Source organism: Polaribacter sp. IC066, from assembly GCF_007997085.1.
Taxonomy (GTDB): Bacteria; Bacteroidota; Bacteroidia; order Flavobacteriales; family Flavobacteriaceae; genus Polaribacter.
The window spans coordinates 47,357-66,424 of the sequence record NZ_VORR01000008.1; the positions used below are offsets into that span (position 1 = coordinate 47,357).

The following is a 19,068-nucleotide window of genomic DNA, read 5'->3' on the forward strand; positions in this document are numbered from 1 at the left end:
GGGATTTTAATTAATATTTCGTTATTTGTTCTTTCAATTTGCATATTTAAATATAATCTTTTTTTATCAGATAGATTATTTTTTGTGAATATTGATGAATATAAACATTCTTATAAATTAAATAACTCCTTTTCGAATCCTTTATTGAGTAAAAACGTAATGATAAGTTGTTATATAACCGACTTAAATTGTTCTAAAAAACGCTTGTCATTTTCGTAAAACATTCTGATATCTGGTATTTGATATAAGAGCATTGCTATACGTTCAATTCCCATTCCAAAGGCATAACCAGAATATTTAGTAGGATCAATGTTGCAATTTTTAAGCACATTGGGGTCTACCATTCCGCAGCCCATAATTTCTAGCCAACCTGTTCCTTTGGTAATTCTATAATCGGTTTCTGTCTCCAATCCCCAATAAATGTCTACTTCTGCACTTGGCTCTGTAAAAGGGAAGTAAGAAGGACGTAATCTAATTTTAGATTTGCCAAACATTTCTTTTGTAAAATATAAAAGTGTTTGTTTTAAATCGGCAAAAGAAACATCTGTATCAATGTATAAACCCTCTACCTGATGAAAAATACAATGCGCACGGGCAGAAATATCTTCATTTCTAAAAACTCTTCCAGGAGAAATGGTTCTAATTGGTGGTTTATTTTCTTCCATATAGCGAACTTGCACAGAAGATGTATGTGTTCTCAATAAAATATCTGGGTTCTGCTCAATAAAAAACGTGTCTTGCATATCTCTTGCCGGATGGTATTCTGGCAAGTTTAACGCTGTAAAATTGTGCCAATCATCTTCAATTTCTGGGCCTTCAGAAACGGTAAAACCAATTCTATTAAAAACCTCAACAATTTTATTTTTTACTAATGATATTGGGTGGCGAGAACCTAGTTCAATAGGTTCAGAAGGACGCGTTAAATCTCCGTAAAAAGATTGCTGACTTGTAGAATTGTCTAGTGCATCTGATAATTCTGCTACTTTTTCTTCCGCAGACTTTTTTAAGTTGTTTAATGCTTGTCCAAAATCTTTACGCATTGCTGCATCTACATTCTTAAATTCTGCAAATAAATCTTTTAGTAAACCTTTACTTCCTAAATATTTAATTCTAAAAGTTTCTACTTCATCTTTGGTCGTTGCTTTAAAAGCGTTTACATCACCAATAAGTTCTTTTACTTTGTCTAGCATTAGCTATTAAATTAGACGGCGAATTTACACATTTTTATTTTTGTTGAATCTAATTTTTGAGTTGAATACTTAATTTTATTAAAGTTTTACGCTATAAAATTAATATATTGTAAGTTATAAAAACGGAATTAAAAATGAAGGAAAAGATCTTATCCAATTTAAAAAATTTTGCATTTAAGGAGGTTACTTTTGATAAGTTAATGCAAAAAAGAATTAATAAGGTATTAATAGTTTGTTCTAATTACGATTATTATATGCTTGAAGAAGATGGTAGAATCGAGGAACGAATTTTTGATGAATACACTTCTTTAAACTTAAGGCATCCACCAAATTTTATTCATGCAAATTCTGCCAAAAGAGCCATTAAAATGATGGAATCTCATCAAATTGATATTGTAATTACTTGGTTAGATATTGGTAACTATAATGCTTTTGAAACATCAAAAAAAATAAAAGAAGCCTTTCCAGAGGTTACAATTGCTGCTTTAAGTTATCATTCTTCGTTATTAAGAAGTAAACTTCAAAAGGAAAATACAGATAGTATAGATTTTGTTTTTCATTGGAACGGAAATGCAGATATCTTTTTGGCGATTATAAAATTAACAGAAGATAGAATGAATGCCGAAGTCGATATTAATGTTGTTGGTGTTAAAGCCATCTTGTTAGTAGAAGACTCGCTAAAATTTTATTCTAGATATATTCCTCTTATTTATAAAGTGATCCTTAAACAAACACAAGGGTTTATGTCTGAAGGATTAAACGAGCATAGAAAAATGATGTTAATGCGAGGAAGACCAAAAATTTTACTAGCTACAACCTTTGAGGAAGGTATTGGTTTGTTTGACACGTATAAAGATAATTTGTTAGGCGTAATATCGGATGTTAATTATTATAAAGATGGCGTTAGAAATAAAGAAGCAGGATTTTTACTTTTAGATTATGTACGAAAATACAAACGGTATTTTCCTTTTTTAATTCAATCTTCTAATGCGGATAATGAAAAACGAGCGTTAGAGCTGAAAGGTAAGTTTTTATATAAACATTCAGAAACTTTAGGGGTTGATATAAAGAATTATATTATTAAATATTTTGCTTTTGGAGACTTTGAGTTTTGGGATCCTAGGCAAATGAAAGTTTTAGCAACCGCTAAAGATTTAAGTGAATTTCAAAAAGCAATAAAGGTTGTTACCGAAGATTGCTTGATGTATCACGCAACAAGAAGCGAGTATTCTAAATGGTTAAAATCAAGAGCCCTTTTTCCTTTAGCAAATTTATTGAACGTTATAGAATATGATGAATTTGAAAACAATGATCAAATAAGAGACTTCTTAATTAATTCTATAAAAGCTTATCGAGTGTATAGGTCTAGAGGTGTAATTGTAAAATTTAACAAATATAAATACGATGAGTTTGTTGGCTATGCAAGAATAGGTGAAGGTGCTTTAGGAGGAAAAGCAAGAGGTTTAGCTTTTATAGATTCATTTTTAAAGCGTAATAATTTATATAATAAGTTTGAAAATGTAAGCATAACCATACCAAGAACCGTTGTAATAAGTACCGACGTTTTTGATCAGTTTATAGATACCCACAAACTAATTAAATTTGCCGCAGAATGCTCAGACGATGATAAAATACTACACGAATTTATTTCAAAGGATTTACCAGAATGGGCGCTAGAAGATATTAAAGCATTTTTAAAGACAACAAAATGCCCTATTGCTGTACGTTCTTCTAGTATGTTAGAAGATTCAAATTACCAACCATTTGCAGGGGTTTTTGCAACGTATATGATTCCCAATTCTGAAATAGACAAAAAAGTTGAAATGGTTTCTAATGCAGTTAAATCGGTGATTGCATCTGCTTTTTTTGAAAATAGTAAATCATATTTAAAAGCAATATCTCATACAATAGAAGAAGATAAAATGGCTGTAATCTTACAAGAAGTTACAGGGAAACAATACCAAGATGTATATTATCCAAATATTTCGGGAGTAGCACGTTCTATTAATTTTTATCCTATTGGAGACGAAAAAGCAAGTGAAGGCATTGCTAATATTGCTTTAGGGTTAGGAGAAATAATTGTAGGCGGCGGACAAACACTGCGTTTTTCGCCCTATTATCCGAAGAAAGTCTTGCAATTATCTTCTCCAGGATCAACGCAAAGAGATACGCAACAGTATTTTTATGGTTTAGATTTAGATCCAGATAGTTATAAAGTTTCAACCAGTGAAGCGATCAATAAAAAGAAAATAACTATTAGAAAAGCAGAAAATCACGGTTCCTTAAAGTTTGTTGCATCAACCTACGATTTACAAAACAACACTATCAGACCCGGTGTAATGCATGACGGAGTTCGTGTAATTACGTTTGATAATATTTTGAAATACAATACGTTTCCGTTGCCAGAAATTTTACAAGAACTTTTACGTGTTGGGCAACGAGAAATGAGAAATCCAATAGAAATAGAGTTTGCTATAAAATTAGATGTGCCGTCAGGAAAACCAAAAGAATTTAGCTTTTTACAGATAAGACCCATCATAGAAAGTGTGGAAACGGTTACTAAATTACCTGAAAATTTAGATATTTCTGAAACCATTATTTATTCTGAATCTGCTTTAGGAAATGGGAAATATGAAAATATTTGCGATGTAGTTTACGTAAAACCAGAAACTTTTGATGCTGTTAATACAAGAGATATTGCCAATGCAGTTGAAGAAATTAATAAAAAATTTGTGGCGCTAGACAAACCTTATATTTTAATTGGTCCTGGACGTTGGGGATCAAGCGATTCTTGGTTGGGAATTCCTGTGCTTTGGTCTCAAATTTCAGCAGCAAAAATAATAGTAGAATCAGGTTTAAATAACTTTAGAATAGATCCAAGTCAAGGAACCCATTTTTTTCAAAATTTAACTTCCTTTAAAGTGGGGTATTTAACGATAAATCCGTTTATAGACGATGGTTTTTTTGATGTAGCGTATTTAAATAAACATGATGCCGTTTTTGAAGATTCTTATTTGAGGCATATTTCCTTTAAAAATTCACTTACTGCTATTATTGATGGTAAAAATAATAAAGCAGCTATTTTTAAAGAAGGAATTTCATTAGGCAGCAGTAATAAGAATGTAGAAGAAACATTTTAAGAATGACCATTATAAAGGTTTATGCAGAATAGATAATAAAAAAAGGATTTTAAATGAATACATATTCAAATTCGCAAAAAACGTTTAATTTATTGTTAAATATTTAAAAACACAATACCTATTTTATTTAATAATCGATTTTAAAATGTATTTTTGATATGAAATTTATTGAATAAAAAGTTAATAAGTATATCAGTATGAATGTAAAAGAAATTTTAACGAATTTAGAAACTAAACACCCTGGGGAAAAAGAATATTTACAGGCTGTTGAAGAGGTTTTAGAGTCTATTGAAACTATATATAATGAAAATCCACAGTACGAAGCGGCTAAAATTATTGAGCGTTTAGTAGAACCCGATAGAATTTTAACATTTAGAGTTTCTTGGATTGATGATTCTGGCCAGGTTCATGTAAATATAGGGCATAGAGTACAATTTAATAATGCAATAGGACCTTATAAAGGAGGAATCCGTTTACACCCAAGTGTAAATTTAAGTATTTTAAAGTTTTTAGGATTTGAGCAAATATTTAAAAATGCTTTAACAACGTTGCCAATGGGCGGTGGAAAAGGTGGTTCAGATTTTAATCCTAAAGGAAAATCGGACACTGAAATTATGCGTTTCTGTCAGGCATTTATGTTAGAGTTATGGAGAATGATTGGGCCAAGTACAGATGTACCAGCAGGAGATATTGGAACTGGGGGTAGAGAAATTGGTTTTATGTATGGTATGTATAAAAAACTACAACAAGACCATACAGGCGTTTTTACAGGAAAGGGTTTAAATTGGGGAGGAAGCTTAATTAGACCAGAAGCAACAGGTTTTGGTGGCGTTTACTTTACAAAAGAAATGTTAGAAACCAAAAACGATAGCTTTAAAGGAAAAACAATTGCACTCTCTGGTTTCGGAAATGTAACTTGGGGTGTTGCTTTAAAGATTACCGAATTAGGCGGAAAAGTAGTTACAATCTCTGGTCCGGACGGATATATTCACGATGAAAGAGGTTTAGATGAAGATAAAATAAGTTACTTATTACAGTTAAGAGCCTCTAATAACGATATTGTTTCTCCGTACGCAGTTGAGTTTCCAGAAGCTAAATTTTACGCAAATGAAAAACCTTGGAGCGTAAAATGTGATATTGCAATGCCTTGTGCAACACAAAATGAATTAAACGGAGAAGATGCAATAAAATTAGTTGCAAATGGTGTACAATACATTGCAGAAGTTTCTAACATGGGTTGTACGTCAGAGGCTGTTCATTTATTTCATAAGGCTAAAATTTTATATGGACCAGGTAAAGCGGTAAATGCTGGTGGCGTTGCAACTTCTGGTTTAGAAATGTCTCAAAACGCAATGAAGCTAAACTGGACGAAAGAAGAGGTAGATGCTAAATTGCTTCAAATAATGCATTCTATTCATACAGCATGTTTAAAATACGGAACAGAAGAGGATGGCTATATAAATTATGCTAAAGGAGCAAATATTGCGGGCTTTATTAAAGTAGCAGATTCTATGCTAGATTTAGGAGTTATATAAAAAAGATATTTTGAAAACTAAAACGCATTATTTTTATGATGCGTTTTTCTTGCTTCTTGTAGAAATATTAAATGTGAGATTTATAAGGATCTAAATTTCGTTATACTGAAATATTATTATCTTTACAGTATAAAATTTACAAAATTCATAAAAAACGATGGCAGAAAATATCGATCACAAAATTACCGACTTCATGGAAATGGTTACAAAGAGAAATAACCATGAGCCAGAATTCTTACAAGCAGTTAAAGAAGTTGCAGAAACTGTAATTCCTTATATCGCTAATCATGATATTTACAACGGTAAAAATATCTTGTTAAGAATGGTAGAACCAGAAAGATTAATTTCTTTTAGAGTTTCTTGGGTAGATGATGATGGAGAGATTCAAGTAAATAGAGGATATAGAGTTCAAATGAATTCTGCAATTGGTCCTTATAAAGGTGGTTTGCGTTTTCATCCAACGGTAAATGCTAGTATTTTAAAGTTTTTAGCGTTTGAACAAGTATTTAAGAACTCGCTTACAACTTTGCCTATGGGTGGAGGAAAAGGAGGTTCTGATTTTGATCCGAAAGGAAAATCTGACAATGAAATTATGCGTTTCTGCCATGCATTTATGACGGAATTATACAGACATATTGGTCACAATACAGATGTACCTGCAGGAGATATTGGTGTTGGTTCTAGAGAAATTGGTTTTATGTTTGGTATGTATAAAAAGCTGAACAATACTTTTACAGGAGTTTTAACGGGTAAAGGAGCATCTTGGGGTGGTTCTTTAATTAGACCAGAAGCAACAGGGTATGGTACTGTATATTTTGCAGAAAACATGTTATTGCGTAAAAAAGATTCTTTTGAGGGTAAAAAAGTGGTTATTTCAGGTTCTGGAAACGTGGCACAATATGCTGCTGAAAAAGCGATAGAATTAGGAGCAATTGTTTTAACATTATCAGATTCTGGGGGCTATATTTTAGATGAAGAAGGTATCAATACAGAAAAGTTGAAGCATGTAATGTATATTAAGAATGATAAAAGAGGAAGAATTAGTGAATATGTAGAGAAATATCCGAATGCAAAATTTGTTGCAGGAGGAAGACCTTGGTCTGTTAAATGTGATATTGCTTTGCCATGTGCAACTCAAAACGAGTTAGATGGTGACGAAGCTAAAGTATTAATTGAAAATGGTTGTATGTGTGTTTCTGAAGGGGCAAATATGCCTTCTACACCAGAAGCAATTTATGAATTTACAAAAGGAAAAATCTTATTTGCTCCAGGAAAAGCATCTAACGCCGGTGGTGTTGCAACTTCTGGTTTAGAAATGAGTCAGAACTCGTTACGTTTAAGCTGGTCTCGCAAAGAGGTAGATGACAAATTAAAAGATATTATGGAAGATATTCATGATTCTTGTGTACAATATGGTGAAAACGAAGACGGAACCATCGATTATATTAAAGGGGCAAATATTGCTGGTTTCGTAAAAGTTGCCGATGCAATGTTAGCACAAGGAGTTGTGTAAATAAAGAATCATTTAATTTTTTTAGAAACGCATCAAATTATTGATGCGTTTTTTTTTACAATTTTTTAGAGTAATTTTTGTTGATCTTTTAGTAGAAAATATCTAAAAAGAACACTTTAGTTTTCAAAGAAATAAGAATTATAATTTTATCTTTTATTATATCTTTGCAAACTAATATTGTTATTTAATCGATAGAATTCCCCGACGCTCTGCGTCGGTGGTCAAGAGGAAATTTTGAAAACCTGGGTTTTCATCAAACTAAAAATAAGGTTTTTTTCAGCTTGATATCTCGATGGCTCTGCCTCGAGGTTGTTCATTTTTAGTAAACATAACCTACATAAAAAATTATATGAAAAAATTTTTACTTTGCACTGTATTAATAGCAACAAGCTTTTTAGCTACTGCACAAGGAACAATTAAAGGAGTTTATTTTGCACAAACGCACGTTGTTGCACCAGACTATAAAATACCAGGTGTAAACGAAAGTTTAAAATTAATTAGCAATAGAGAAGCACTTGTAAAAGTGAACATAATATCTGCAAGCGGTGAAGTTTCACCTGTGGTAAAAGCAAATTTAGACTTAAATGGCACTTTGTTATCTGTTATCTTAACAGGTCCTGCTAATTTGCCAACTTCTTTCAATGATCAAATAGGACAAGTTGTTCATAGTTTTGATGATAGTTTTACGGGTGTTATTCCTAAAGAATGGCTTCAACCTAACTTAAAGGTTTCTATTGAAACACCTACAGAAACAAAAAACTATAATGACTTATTGATTAGCGCACCTAATAAAATGTTGATGACCAATTTTGAAGTAAATGTATTTACAGAGCAAAATAGCGAATATCCTTCAGGTTGGGAAGAAGAGTTTGCGGAAAAGTTGCCAGCATCAGAACTTAACGTACAAAATGTACGTGTTTTATTTAAAGAAACGTCTGTACTTCCAACAGGAGGAAGAATCGCGGCTAGGATTACAAATGCTGCAGACTACCAAACACTTACTGGTTTTTCTGGATTTGGCGGAAATGGTGGTCCTCAAAACTTAATAGCAACAGAGTGGAAAGCTGCGCTTAGAAATGCTGCAGGTAAATTTTATGGGAATATGAAGTACACACATGTTTCATGGAAATTTGAAAACAGAGCAAATAAAGGTGTTGGTGGTGGTTATTCTTCAGTAGGTAGAAGAGGTCCAAATAGTCTTGGTATACTGCTACATGAAATGGGTCATGCACTATCGCTTCCTCACTGGGACGGTCCTGCGTACCCTTACAAAGGTGATATGAATGGAATTGTAGCGTCAACAGTTGCAGGAGGAATACATTCTGGTCCTATATGGATGTATGATGTAAGAAGTAAAAAATTTATTCCACCATTTCAAGATGGTGTTACTCCTTTAACTTATAAAAATGATCCAATGAGTGGTGGAGGTAATAATAGAAAAGAACCAGGTTTTTTAACAAATCATTTTTCTGATTATTCTGTAAATCAAATGAGAAATATGTTAGAAAGACACCTTGTAGTTTATAATGAGGCTCTTGGAAAATATGCAAAATGGAATACTACAGATATGGAGTATACAAGAGTTCAAACAAATACAAATAGTTTGAATTATCCAATACAGAGAGATGTAGATGTAATAAGCATAATGGCAGCTGTTAGTAGTAAAACACCGCAAGCAAATATTGTATATGAACCCGTTGGTCCTTATAAAAGTGGTTTGATTAGAGTTTTTGATCCAAGAGAAGCAACAGATCGAACAGATGCGGTTTCTAATTCTTTTTGCCCATCCAATGGTTGTGATACTACGTTAAAAATTGTTCAAGGAAGTACAACTAAATATATTATGCTTTCAATGGGGTTAGATGCAACTCTAGAAGCTACAGATGCAGCAAGTTTTATAACTAGAGCAGTAAACCTACCTGCAAGTGACGGTCAAATTGTTTCTGTTGAATTATTATCTACGCCCAATGTTGAAGTAGATGGTTTATCTAGTTCTCCAACTGTTATAGAATCTTGGTCAAACCCAAGTTTATCTGGTGTGATTCCAACTTTTACGCAAGTAGCTGATGTAGTTTCGGGAACCACAATAGCTGCTTTGCCAACAACATCAAATAATGATATTATCGGTAGCTGGGCTCCTGCAATTAATAACACACAAACGACTGCATACACTTTTACACCAAATTCCGGACAGTCTACTAATAGGACTGCTCAAATGACAATTACTATTCTTTCGAGAATTGTTCCAACTTTTACACAAGTAGCAGCTGTAGAGACTGGAACCACAATAGCCGCCTTACCAACAACATCAAATAATGGTATTTCTGGTATTTGGGCTCCTGCAATTAATAATACACAAACGACCACCTATACGTTTACACCAAATTCTGGACAGTCCACAAATAGCACTGCCCAAATGACAATTACTATTCTTTCGAGAACTGTTCCAACTTTTACACAAGTAGCAGATGTCGCTTCTGGAGCTACGGTAGCTGCTTTGCCTACAACATCAAATAATGGTATTACTGGTACTTGGGCTCCTGCAATTAATAATACACAAACCACTACTTATACGTTTACACCAAATTCTGATCAGTCCACAAGAATGACTACTCAAATGACAATTATTGTTGGAGTTGACAACAATAATAACGGAGTAATAGATACTAAAGATTCAAATTTATATGTAACAGGAAACAGTACTGTTTTTATAGCACCAGGCTCTTTTATGTACGTGGCAAGTGATTTGAATGTAGCATCTGGAGCTTCTTTTGTGGCTTCTTCTAATGCAACTGCAAGCTCTTCAATCATAGTAAAAGGAAATGCTGTGGGAGAGATCACGTATAAACGGTACATTTCAGATACAGATTGGCACATTGTTTCTGCTCCAGTTATTGGACAGGGTATTCCAGATTTTGTTGCAGAGGCAAGCAACAACATTGATAAAAATCCTATAACCAATAATTTTGCAGTTGCTTATTATAAGAATACAAATGCCTCTACACAAAGGTGGACGTATCATAATGAGACTCCTACCTTAGAGAACCAAGAAACGTTAACTAATTTTGAAAATGGATTGGGGTATTCAATGAAAAGAAAATCTGCAGGTTTTTATGTTTTTAAAGGAGCTGTTGCGACAGCAAACCAAGCCGTTTTAATGAATTTAATAACAGGTTCAGGCACTCATTTTGTAGCTTCTTTAGGAAACCCATATCCCTCTTTTCTTTCAGCGAATAACCAGACTAGAAGCATACTAAAGCAAAATGAAGCCATTTTAGATGATGATTTTATTGCGCTTTATACTTGGAATAAGGTCAGTAAAGAGTACGACGTATTAAATTACACTACAGGAGATGTATATTTATCACCAAATCAAGGTTTTATAGTCATTTCAAAAACGGCCAATCAAAATTTTATCTTTTCAAAGAATCTACAAAGCACTCAAGGTAATGCGGGTATTTTTAGAAAACAAGCTATAGCCCCAAATATTATTTTAAGTTTAAGTAAAGGTGTTGAAACAAAAACAACTACTTTAAAGTTTTTATCTACAGCAACTGAAGGTTTAGATAAGGGTTATGATGCAGCTGCTTATCAAGATGGCATGCCAAGTTTTTCAATTAATTCACATTTAATAGCAGATAGTAAGGGCGTAGATTTTACGCTACAATGCCTACCAAATTCAGATTATGAAAGTTATTACATTCCTCTATCTGTGCATGCAAATGCAAATGAAACACTTCGTTTTAGTGCAGAAACATTCAATTTACCAGAGGGGCTTAGCATTTACTTAGAAGATACCTTAAAGAATACGCTAGAGAAAATTAACCAAAAACCTTACAAAGTAATTTTAGAAACTAACACGAAAGGTGTTGGTCGTTTTTATCTGCGTACATCTTCAACGGTATTAAGTGTTAAAAATAATAACGTATCTAAAACTCTAGATGTATATAAAACAGCTAATAACACACTTCGAGTGATCGGTTTTCAAGAGGTAGAAGAAGCATCTTTAAAAATCTTTTCTATAACGGGAAAAGAGGTGTTTGTTAAAAGTTTTTCTACTGAAAGCGAAAATAATATTGATATACCAAGACTTTCTGTAGGTGTCTATTTGGTTCAAGTTCTTTCAGAAAAAAACAACTTCACTAAAAAAATTGTGATAGAGTAAGTACCTACTTAATTTTTTAAATGTATACAAGCGCATCAAATTTTTGATGCGTTTTTTAATACTATTTTGCAAAAGAATGGATTAATTTTAGGATTTTTAAAATTTCTTAAAGATTGTAATTGTTTATCTTTTATAATACCTTTACAAAAAAAATAAAACATGAAAAAATTTTTACTTTGTACTGTATTAATGGCAACCAGCTTTTTAAGTTTTGCACAAGCGACAATTAAAGGAGTTTATTTTGCACAAACGCACGTTGTTGCACCAGACTATAAAATACCAGGTGTAAACGAAAGTTTAAAATTAATTAGCAATAGAGAAGCACTTGTAAAAGTGAACATAATATCTGCAAGCGGTGAAGTTTCACCTGTGGTAAAAGCAAATTTAGACTTAAATGGCACTTTGTTATCTGTTATCTTAACAGGTCCTGCTAATTTGCCAACTTCTTTCAATGATCAAATAGGACAAGTTGTTCATAGTTTTGATGATAGTTTTACGGGTGTTATTCCTAAAGAATGGCTTCAACCTAACTTAAAGGTTTCTATTGAAACACCTACAGAAACAAAAAACTATAATGACTTATTGATTAGCGCACCTAATAAAATGTTGATGACCAATTTTGAAGTAAATGTATTTACAGAGCAAAATAGCGAATATCCTTCAGGTTGGGAAGAAGAGTTTGCGGAAAAGTTGCCAGCATCAGAACTTAACGTACAAAATGTACGTGTTTTATTTAAAGAAACGTCTGTACTTCCAACAGGAGGAAGAATCGCGGCTAGGATTACAAATGCTGCAGACTACCAAACACTTACTGGTTTTTCTGGATTTGGCGGAAATGGTGGTCCTCAAAACTTAATAGCAACAGAGTGGAAAGCTGCGCTTAGAAATGCTGCAGGTAAATTTTATGGGAATATGAAGTACACACATGTTTCATGGAAATTTGAAAACAGAGCAAATAAAGGTGTTGGTGGTGGTTATTCTTCAGTAGGTAGAAGAGGTCCAAATAGTCTTGGTATACTGCTACATGAAATGGGTCATGCACTATCGCTTCCTCACTGGGACGGTCCTGCGTACCCTTACAAAGGTGATATGAATGGAATTGTAGCGTCAACAGTTGCAGGAGGAATACATTCTGGTCCTACATGGATGTATGATGTAAGAAGTGAAAAATTTATTCCACCATTTCAAGATGATGTTACTCCTTTAACTTATAAAAATGATCCAATGAGTGGTGGAGGTAATAATAGAAAAGAACCAGGTTTTTTAACAAATCATTTTTCTGATTATTCTGTAAATCAAATGAGAAATATGTTAGAAGGACATCTTGTAGTTTATAATGAGGCTCTTGGAAAATATGCAAAATGGAATACTACAGATATGGAGTATACAAGAGTTCAAACAAATACAAATAGTTTGAATTATCCAATACAGAGAGATGTAGATGTAATAAGCATAATGGCAGCTGTTAGTAGTAAAACACCGCAAGCAAATATTGTATATGAACCCGTTGGTCCTTATAAAAGTGGTTTGATTAGAGTTTTTGATCCAAGAGAAGCAACAGATCGAACAGATGCGGTTTCTAATTCTTTTTGCCCATCCAATGGTTGTGATACTACGTTAAAAATTGTTCAAGGAAGTACAACTAAATACATTATGCTTTCAATGGGGTTAGATGCAACTCTAGAAGCTACAGATGCAGCAAGTTTTATAACTAGAGCAGTAAACCTACCTGCAAGTGACGGTCAAATTGTTTCTGTTGAATTATTATCTACGCCCAATGTTGAAGTAGATGGTTTACCTAGTTCTCCAACTGTTATAGAATCTTGGACAAACCCAAGTTTATCAAATGGAGTAACTATTGATGCGTTAAAAGAGATACATATATACCAAACAAGCAAAAATGAACTTAGAGTTACTGGTTTTCAAAATATAGAAAAAGCATCTTTAAAAATTGTTTCAATAACAGGAAAAGAAGTCTTTATTAAAAGTTTTGTTGCTCAAAATACAAACGATATTGTAATACCAAATATTTCAAGAGGTATTTATGTTGTTCAAGTTGTTTCAGATAAAAAGAACTATACAAAGAAAATAATTATAGAATAGTTTAAACCTATTTTTAAAATTAAAAAACGCATCATTTTTTTTGATGCGTTTTTTTGTACAACTTATTTTAAAAAGTAATCTTTGCAGAAAGTGTGTGTTTTTTATGATTTTGATTTCTCTTTTTTTCTTCGGATTTTTTGCTGCTTTCATAGGCTCAATAACACCAAGCATGTTAAATATGACAGCGCTTAAAATTAGCCTAGAAAAAGGAAGAACAGCTTCTAATAAGTATGCGTTAGGTGTTTCTTTGGTGGTGATTTTACAAGTGATTATTGCCGTTATCTTAACAAAATACGTAGCTGAAAATCCAGCAATTTTAGAAACTTTAGAAAAAGCAGGAATCGTAATATTTATTTTTTTATCCTACTTTTTTTATAGCAAATCTAAGAAAGAGAAATCAAAGATAGAAACAAGTAAAATCAAGAAAGAAAATCTTTTTTTAAAAGGAGTAACGCTATCACTTTTAAACATGTTTGGCATTCCTTTTTTTTGTGGAGTGGCAACAACTTTAGATTATTTCAACCTTTTTAGTTTTGATATTATTTCTATTGTATTTTTCACTTTAAGTGCAGGGATAGGTACATTTTTTATTCTTTCTTTGTACGGTAAATTTGCCAAAATAATTCAGAAAAAAACAGGAAAACTTACAAAGGATATCAATTTAATACTTGCTATTTTAACAGGATTAGTTGCTGTGCTTTCAATCTTAAAATTGCTTTTTTAAATTACAAAAAAGATAAAGTAAAAATTTTTGAGAGAACTTTTTTGTATCTTTTTATTGATTCTTACACTTTAATAACTAAATGCGTTAACACTTAACCTTCTTTTATCGTTTATTTGTTGCTTAAAAGTAAATATGAATTTTATAATTTACATACTTTTTGGTTTTGGAATTGCTGTTGCGGGCAGTATAACACCTAGTTTTTTAAATTTAACGGTCGTAAAGTTTAGTTTAAAAAATGGTAAAAAGTCGGCATTTTACTTAATTGGCGGTTATGCTACCGTACTTTTTTTTCAGGCAAATATTGGAGCATATTTATCTAGTATTCTCATGGAAAATTCAGAATATATTACATTAATTCAAAAGATAGGAACAGGAATTCTTTTTTTGTTGGCGATTAACTTTTTTAGGCTGTATTTTACATCTAAAGAAAAGCCTAAAAAAGAAGAAATACCAAAATCTAAAGCTTATTTATACGGAATTGGCATGTCTCTTTTAAACACCATTGCGATTCCTTTTTATTTTACTTCAATTTCAGTTTTAATAAGTATAGAATATTTTGAATATTCTTTTTTAAATGCTTTTTATTTCTCAATTGGTTCAACGTTAGGTTCTTTTTCCTTATATTCAGTGTATGCAATTGTTGCAAAAAAAATAGAACACAAGTTAACCTATATAGCAACTAAAATAGATCTTATTTTAGCATGTTTAACAGGAGTTGTAGCCATCGGAAATTTAATTTATTTGCTATAAACTGTACCTTAATATAAAAGAATGAATATCATAAAGAATTTAACTGTAGAAGGAAAACATCAAAAACCAATTGTAACAGATGTTTTTTACAACGAAACACAGCAACCCAAAAAAGTAGTTATTTTTTGCCATGGTTACAAAGGTTTTAAAGATTGGGGCGCATGGAATTTAATGGCACAACAGTTTGCAAAAGCAGGTTTTTTCTTTATAAAATTCAATTTTTCTCATAATGGAGGAACTGCAGAAAATCCAATTGATTTTCCAGATTTAGAGGCGTTCGGGAATAACAATTATACCAAAGAATTAGACGATTTAGAAAGCATTTTAGATTGGATTTCATCCGAAGAAAAATTTAAAAATGAAGTACATATTGCTGATATTTCTGTCATAGGACACAGCAGAGGTGGCGGAATTGTATTGCTAAAAGCCAACGAAGATGCAAGAATAAAAAAGGTGATTTCTCTAGCGGCAGTGGCTGATATTGGGTCAAGAAGTTCTACTACTGGCGATTTAGAAAACTGGAAAAAAGACGGTGTTAAGTATGTTATAAACGGAAGAACAAAACAGCAAATGCCGCACTTTTATCAGTTTTATGAAGACTTTAAAACAAATGAAGAACGTTTAAATATTCAGAAAGCAGTAGAAAAAATCGGGATTCCGCAGTTAGTAATTCACGGAGATAAAGACACTTCGGTTTCAGTTGATGAAGCGCATAAAATTCATTCTTGGAATTCCAACAGTATTCTAAAGATCATCGAAAATGCTGATCATGTTTTTAATGTTTCGCATCCGTGGGAAAAAGAAAAGGTATCAAAAGAGCTAGAAGAGGTTACAACGATTTGTATTGAATTTTTAAAGTAAGTTTTTTTTGATGATTAATTTTATTGCTGTCCGATAAAAGAGACAAGACCGCTACGCTTTTAGAACCATGAACCAAGACTAAAATGTAACTAATTGATAAATAGAGGTAAACCAAAGGGACAAAATTTTTGTTTATCATCTTAAAATTAATTCTAAAAAATAAGGTGTCTTTTGAAAAGGATTAGAAAACTCTTTATTTATAAAGGGTTCACGATATTAAACTATTTTTAATCGGACACTAATGAATTAATTTATAAAAATTGAATTCCAGAAATTAGTAAAATTCGGGTCGCTCTTCGTAAATTAGTGGTGTGGAATTACAACCTCCTTTCAGAAAAATTATTCATGTAGATATGGATGCATATTATGCATCTGTAGCGGAATTAGACAACCCCGAATTAAGAGGAAAAGCAATTGCCGTTGGCGGTGGTGGAGATAGAGGTGTGGTGTCTGCAGCGAGTTATGAAGCTCGCAAGTTTGGTGTAAAATCTGCAATGAGCGGAGTTTTGGCCAAACAAAAATGTCCGCATTTAATTTTTGTAAAAACAGATTTTGAGCGCTACAAAGAAATATCAACCAAAATAAGAGCAATTTTTTATGAATATACAGATTTGGTGGAGCCACTTTCTTTAGATGAGGCTTATTTAGATGTTACCGAAAATAAAAAAGGAAATCCTTCTGCAAACGCAATTGCTAGAGAAATTAGAGAACGTATTTATCAAGAAACAGGTTTGCGGGCTTCGGCAGGAATTTCTATCAATAAATTCATTGCAAAAGTTGCTTCAGATATTAACAAACCAAACGGACAAAAAACAGTGCACCCAAATGAGGTGATTCCTTTTTTAGAAGAATTGGCAGTCAATAAATTTTATGGAGTTGGTAAGGTTACTGCCGCTAAAATGTATAATTTAGGTATTTTTATTGGGAACGATTTAAAGAAAAAATCACTTGAAGAATTAGTTCAGCTTTTTGGTAAAGCAGGAGCTCATTATTACAATATTGTTCGCGGAATTCATAACAGCGCCGTAAAACCCAATAGAATCAGAAAATCTGTTGGCGCAGAAACCACCTTTAACGAAAATATTTCTTCAGAAATTTATATGCTTGAGCGTTTAGAAGATATTGCTGATGAGATAGAAAAACGGATGAAAAAGGCAAATACCAAAGGAAAAACGATTACCTTAAAAATTAAATATTCAGATTTTACACAACAAACAAGAAGTAAAACGAAAGCATCTTTTATGCAGACTAAAAAAGAGTTTTTTCCGACGATTAAAGAATTGTTATACCAAGATAAATTAGTAAATTCTGTTCGGTTATTAGGAATTTCTTTCGGGAATTTAAACACCGAAATAAAGGAACCTGTTTGGGTACAGTTACGGTTTGAATTCTGATGCGCGCTAATAATAATAATAATGAATGTAATAAAGACCTCACAGGTTTTAAAAACCTGTGAGGTCTGAAACACGAAAAATGAACATAATCAGAACAAATTCTAAAAATAAAGACTTCATCAAATTAGTAAAACAATTAGATGCATATTTAAAGATTACGGATGGAGATGAACATGAGTTTTACAATCAGTTTAATACTATTGCTATTTTAAAAGAGGTGGTTGTTTTGTACGAAGGTGAAAATGCAGTTGGTTGTGGAGCGATTAAAAAGTTTGATGCTGACTTACTGAAAATAAAATCAGCACACGCAAGTTCAGTAAAAGTTAAAAACGCAGCAGAGATTAAACGAATGTTTGTTTTATCAGAAAAAAGAGGTGTAGGAATCGCACAGAAAATTCTGATTGAATTAGAAGTTTGGGCAAAAGAATTAGGATATAAAAAATGTGTTTTAGAAACAGGAATAAGACAAGTTGAAGCCGTAAAATTTTACAAAAAATGTGATTATAAAATAATTCCGAATTATGGTCAGTACAAGAACATGGAAAACAGTATTTGCTTTGAAAAACAACTATAAATGAATTACAGTTATTGGGAATTAAAAGAGTGGTTTACAAACATCGATTTTACAATTGTGGGCAGTGGAATAGTGGGTTTAAACTGCGCTTTAGAATTGAAGAAAAAACATCCAAAAGCGAAGATTTTAGTCCTTGAAAAAGGGATGTTGCCGCAAGGAGCGAGTACAAAAAATGCAGGTTTTGCTTGTTTTGGAAGCTTGTCAGAAATTATCGACGATTTAAATACGCACACAGAAGAAGAGGTTTTTAATTTGGTTGATAATCGTTGGAAAGGCTTACAATTATTACGTAAAAATTTAGGAGATAAAAATATCGATTTTCAACATCATAAAGGCTTTGAATTGTGCGATTCTGAAGACTTTTTTGAAGAGTGTTTGGCAAGAAAACAAGAAATAAATAACTTGTTAACACCTATTTTTAAAGAAGATGTTTTTTCTGTTTCTGATAATATGTTCAACTTTAAAAAAGTACATCATTCATACATTGTGAATAATTTTGAAGGTCAGATTGACACCGGAAAAATGGCAACGAAATTGCTTGTGAAAGCTCAAAAAAACGGAATTAAGATATTGAATAATATTTTCGTAGAAAGCTTTGTTGAAAACGAAGATAATATAAACATAAAAACCAATAGACTAGATTTTTATACTAAAAAATTATGTATAGCAACCAATGGTTTTGCAAATAAATTACTCAATGAAAATGTGCAACCTGCAAGAGCGCAAGTGTTAATTACAAAGCCAATTAAAAATTTAAAAATTAAAGGTACTTTTCATTTAGATAAGGGGTATTATTATTTTAGAAACATAGACAATAGAATTTTATTTGGAGGTGGTAGAAACCTCGATTTTAAAACTGAAGAAACTGCCGAATTTGGTGAAACGACCATCATACAAAATGAACTGGAAAAAATTTTAAAAGAAACTATTTTACCAAACACAAATTTCGAAGTGGAGCATCGTTGGAGTGGGATTATGGGTGTGGGAAATCAGAAAAATGCCATTGTAAAACAACTCTCTAATCATGTTTTTTGCGGAGTTCGGTTAGGAGGAATGGGTATTGCTATTGGCAGCTTGGTAGGTAAAGAATTGGCAGAATTAATAGATTAGAAGAATAAA

12 protein-coding genes are annotated in these 19,068 nt (G+C 32.2%); 11 read left to right on the forward strand and 1 reads right to left on the reverse strand.

Features of this window, described 5'->3' with window-relative positions; translation table 11 throughout:
- Positions 1-170: 170 nt before the first annotated feature.
- Positions 171-1,190, reverse strand: coding sequence for a phenylalanine--tRNA ligase subunit alpha (gene pheS, locus ES044_RS04090; RefSeq protein ID WP_147118635.1), 1,020 nt, complete (start codon positions 1,188-1,190; stop codon positions 171-173).
- A gap of 134 nt (positions 1,191-1,324) precedes the next feature.
- Between pheS and ES044_RS04095 the strand changes: the two genes are divergently transcribed.
- From ES044_RS04095 to ES044_RS04150, 11 genes are all read left to right on the forward strand, one after another.
- Positions 1,325-4,330 (forward strand): PEP/pyruvate-binding domain-containing protein, encoded by a 3,006-nt coding sequence (locus ES044_RS04095; protein WP_147118636.1) that lies wholly within the window; start codon positions 1,325-1,327, stop codon positions 4,328-4,330.
- Positions 4,331-4,527: 197 nt separating this feature from the next.
- Positions 4,528-5,865: an NADP-specific glutamate dehydrogenase gene (gene gdhA, locus ES044_RS04100; protein ID WP_147118637.1), complete on the forward strand. Its 1,338-nt coding sequence runs from the start codon at positions 4,528-4,530 to the stop codon at positions 5,863-5,865.
- Positions 5,866-6,022: 157 nt separating this feature from the next.
- Positions 6,023-7,378 (forward strand): NADP-specific glutamate dehydrogenase, encoded by a 1,356-nt coding sequence (gdhA, locus tag ES044_RS04105; RefSeq protein WP_147118638.1) that lies wholly within the window; start codon positions 6,023-6,025, stop codon positions 7,376-7,378.
- A gap of 349 nt (positions 7,379-7,727) precedes the next feature.
- Positions 7,728-11,543 (forward strand): M66 family metalloprotease, encoded by a 3,816-nt coding sequence (locus ES044_RS04110; protein WP_190311490.1) that lies wholly within the window; start codon positions 7,728-7,730, stop codon positions 11,541-11,543.
- Positions 11,544-11,702: 159 nt separating this feature from the next.
- Positions 11,703-13,646, forward strand: a complete 1,944-nt coding sequence (locus ES044_RS04115) for a M66 family metalloprotease (protein ID WP_147118640.1) — start codon at positions 11,703-11,705, stop codon at positions 13,644-13,646.
- A 103-nt stretch (positions 13,647-13,749) separates the two neighbouring features.
- A complete protein-coding gene (locus tag ES044_RS04120) occupies positions 13,750-14,370 on the forward strand; it encodes a LysE family transporter (RefSeq protein WP_147118641.1) in 621 nt (206 codons plus the stop codon).
- Between the two features lie 132 nt (positions 14,371-14,502).
- Positions 14,503-15,120: a LysE family translocator gene (locus tag ES044_RS04125; protein WP_147118642.1), complete on the forward strand. Its 618-nt coding sequence runs from the start codon at positions 14,503-14,505 to the stop codon at positions 15,118-15,120.
- Positions 15,121-15,141: 21 nt separating this feature from the next.
- On the forward strand, positions 15,142-15,981 hold the full coding sequence (locus tag ES044_RS04130; RefSeq protein ID WP_147118643.1) for an alpha/beta hydrolase family protein: 840 nt from the start codon (positions 15,142-15,144) through the stop codon (positions 15,979-15,981).
- A 311-nt stretch (positions 15,982-16,292) separates the two neighbouring features.
- Positions 16,293-17,375 (forward strand): DNA polymerase IV, encoded by a 1,083-nt coding sequence (dinB, locus tag ES044_RS04140; RefSeq protein WP_147118644.1) that lies wholly within the window; start codon positions 16,293-16,295, stop codon positions 17,373-17,375.
- Between the two features lie 79 nt (positions 17,376-17,454).
- A complete protein-coding gene (locus ES044_RS04145) occupies positions 17,455-17,949 on the forward strand; it encodes a GNAT family N-acetyltransferase (RefSeq protein ID WP_147118645.1) in 495 nt (164 codons plus the stop codon).
- Positions 17,950-19,059, forward strand: a complete 1,110-nt coding sequence (locus ES044_RS04150) for an NAD(P)/FAD-dependent oxidoreductase (protein ID WP_147118646.1) — start codon at positions 17,950-17,952, stop codon at positions 19,057-19,059. It abuts the gene before it with no gap.
- The last annotated feature ends 9 nt before the right edge of the window (positions 19,060-19,068 follow it).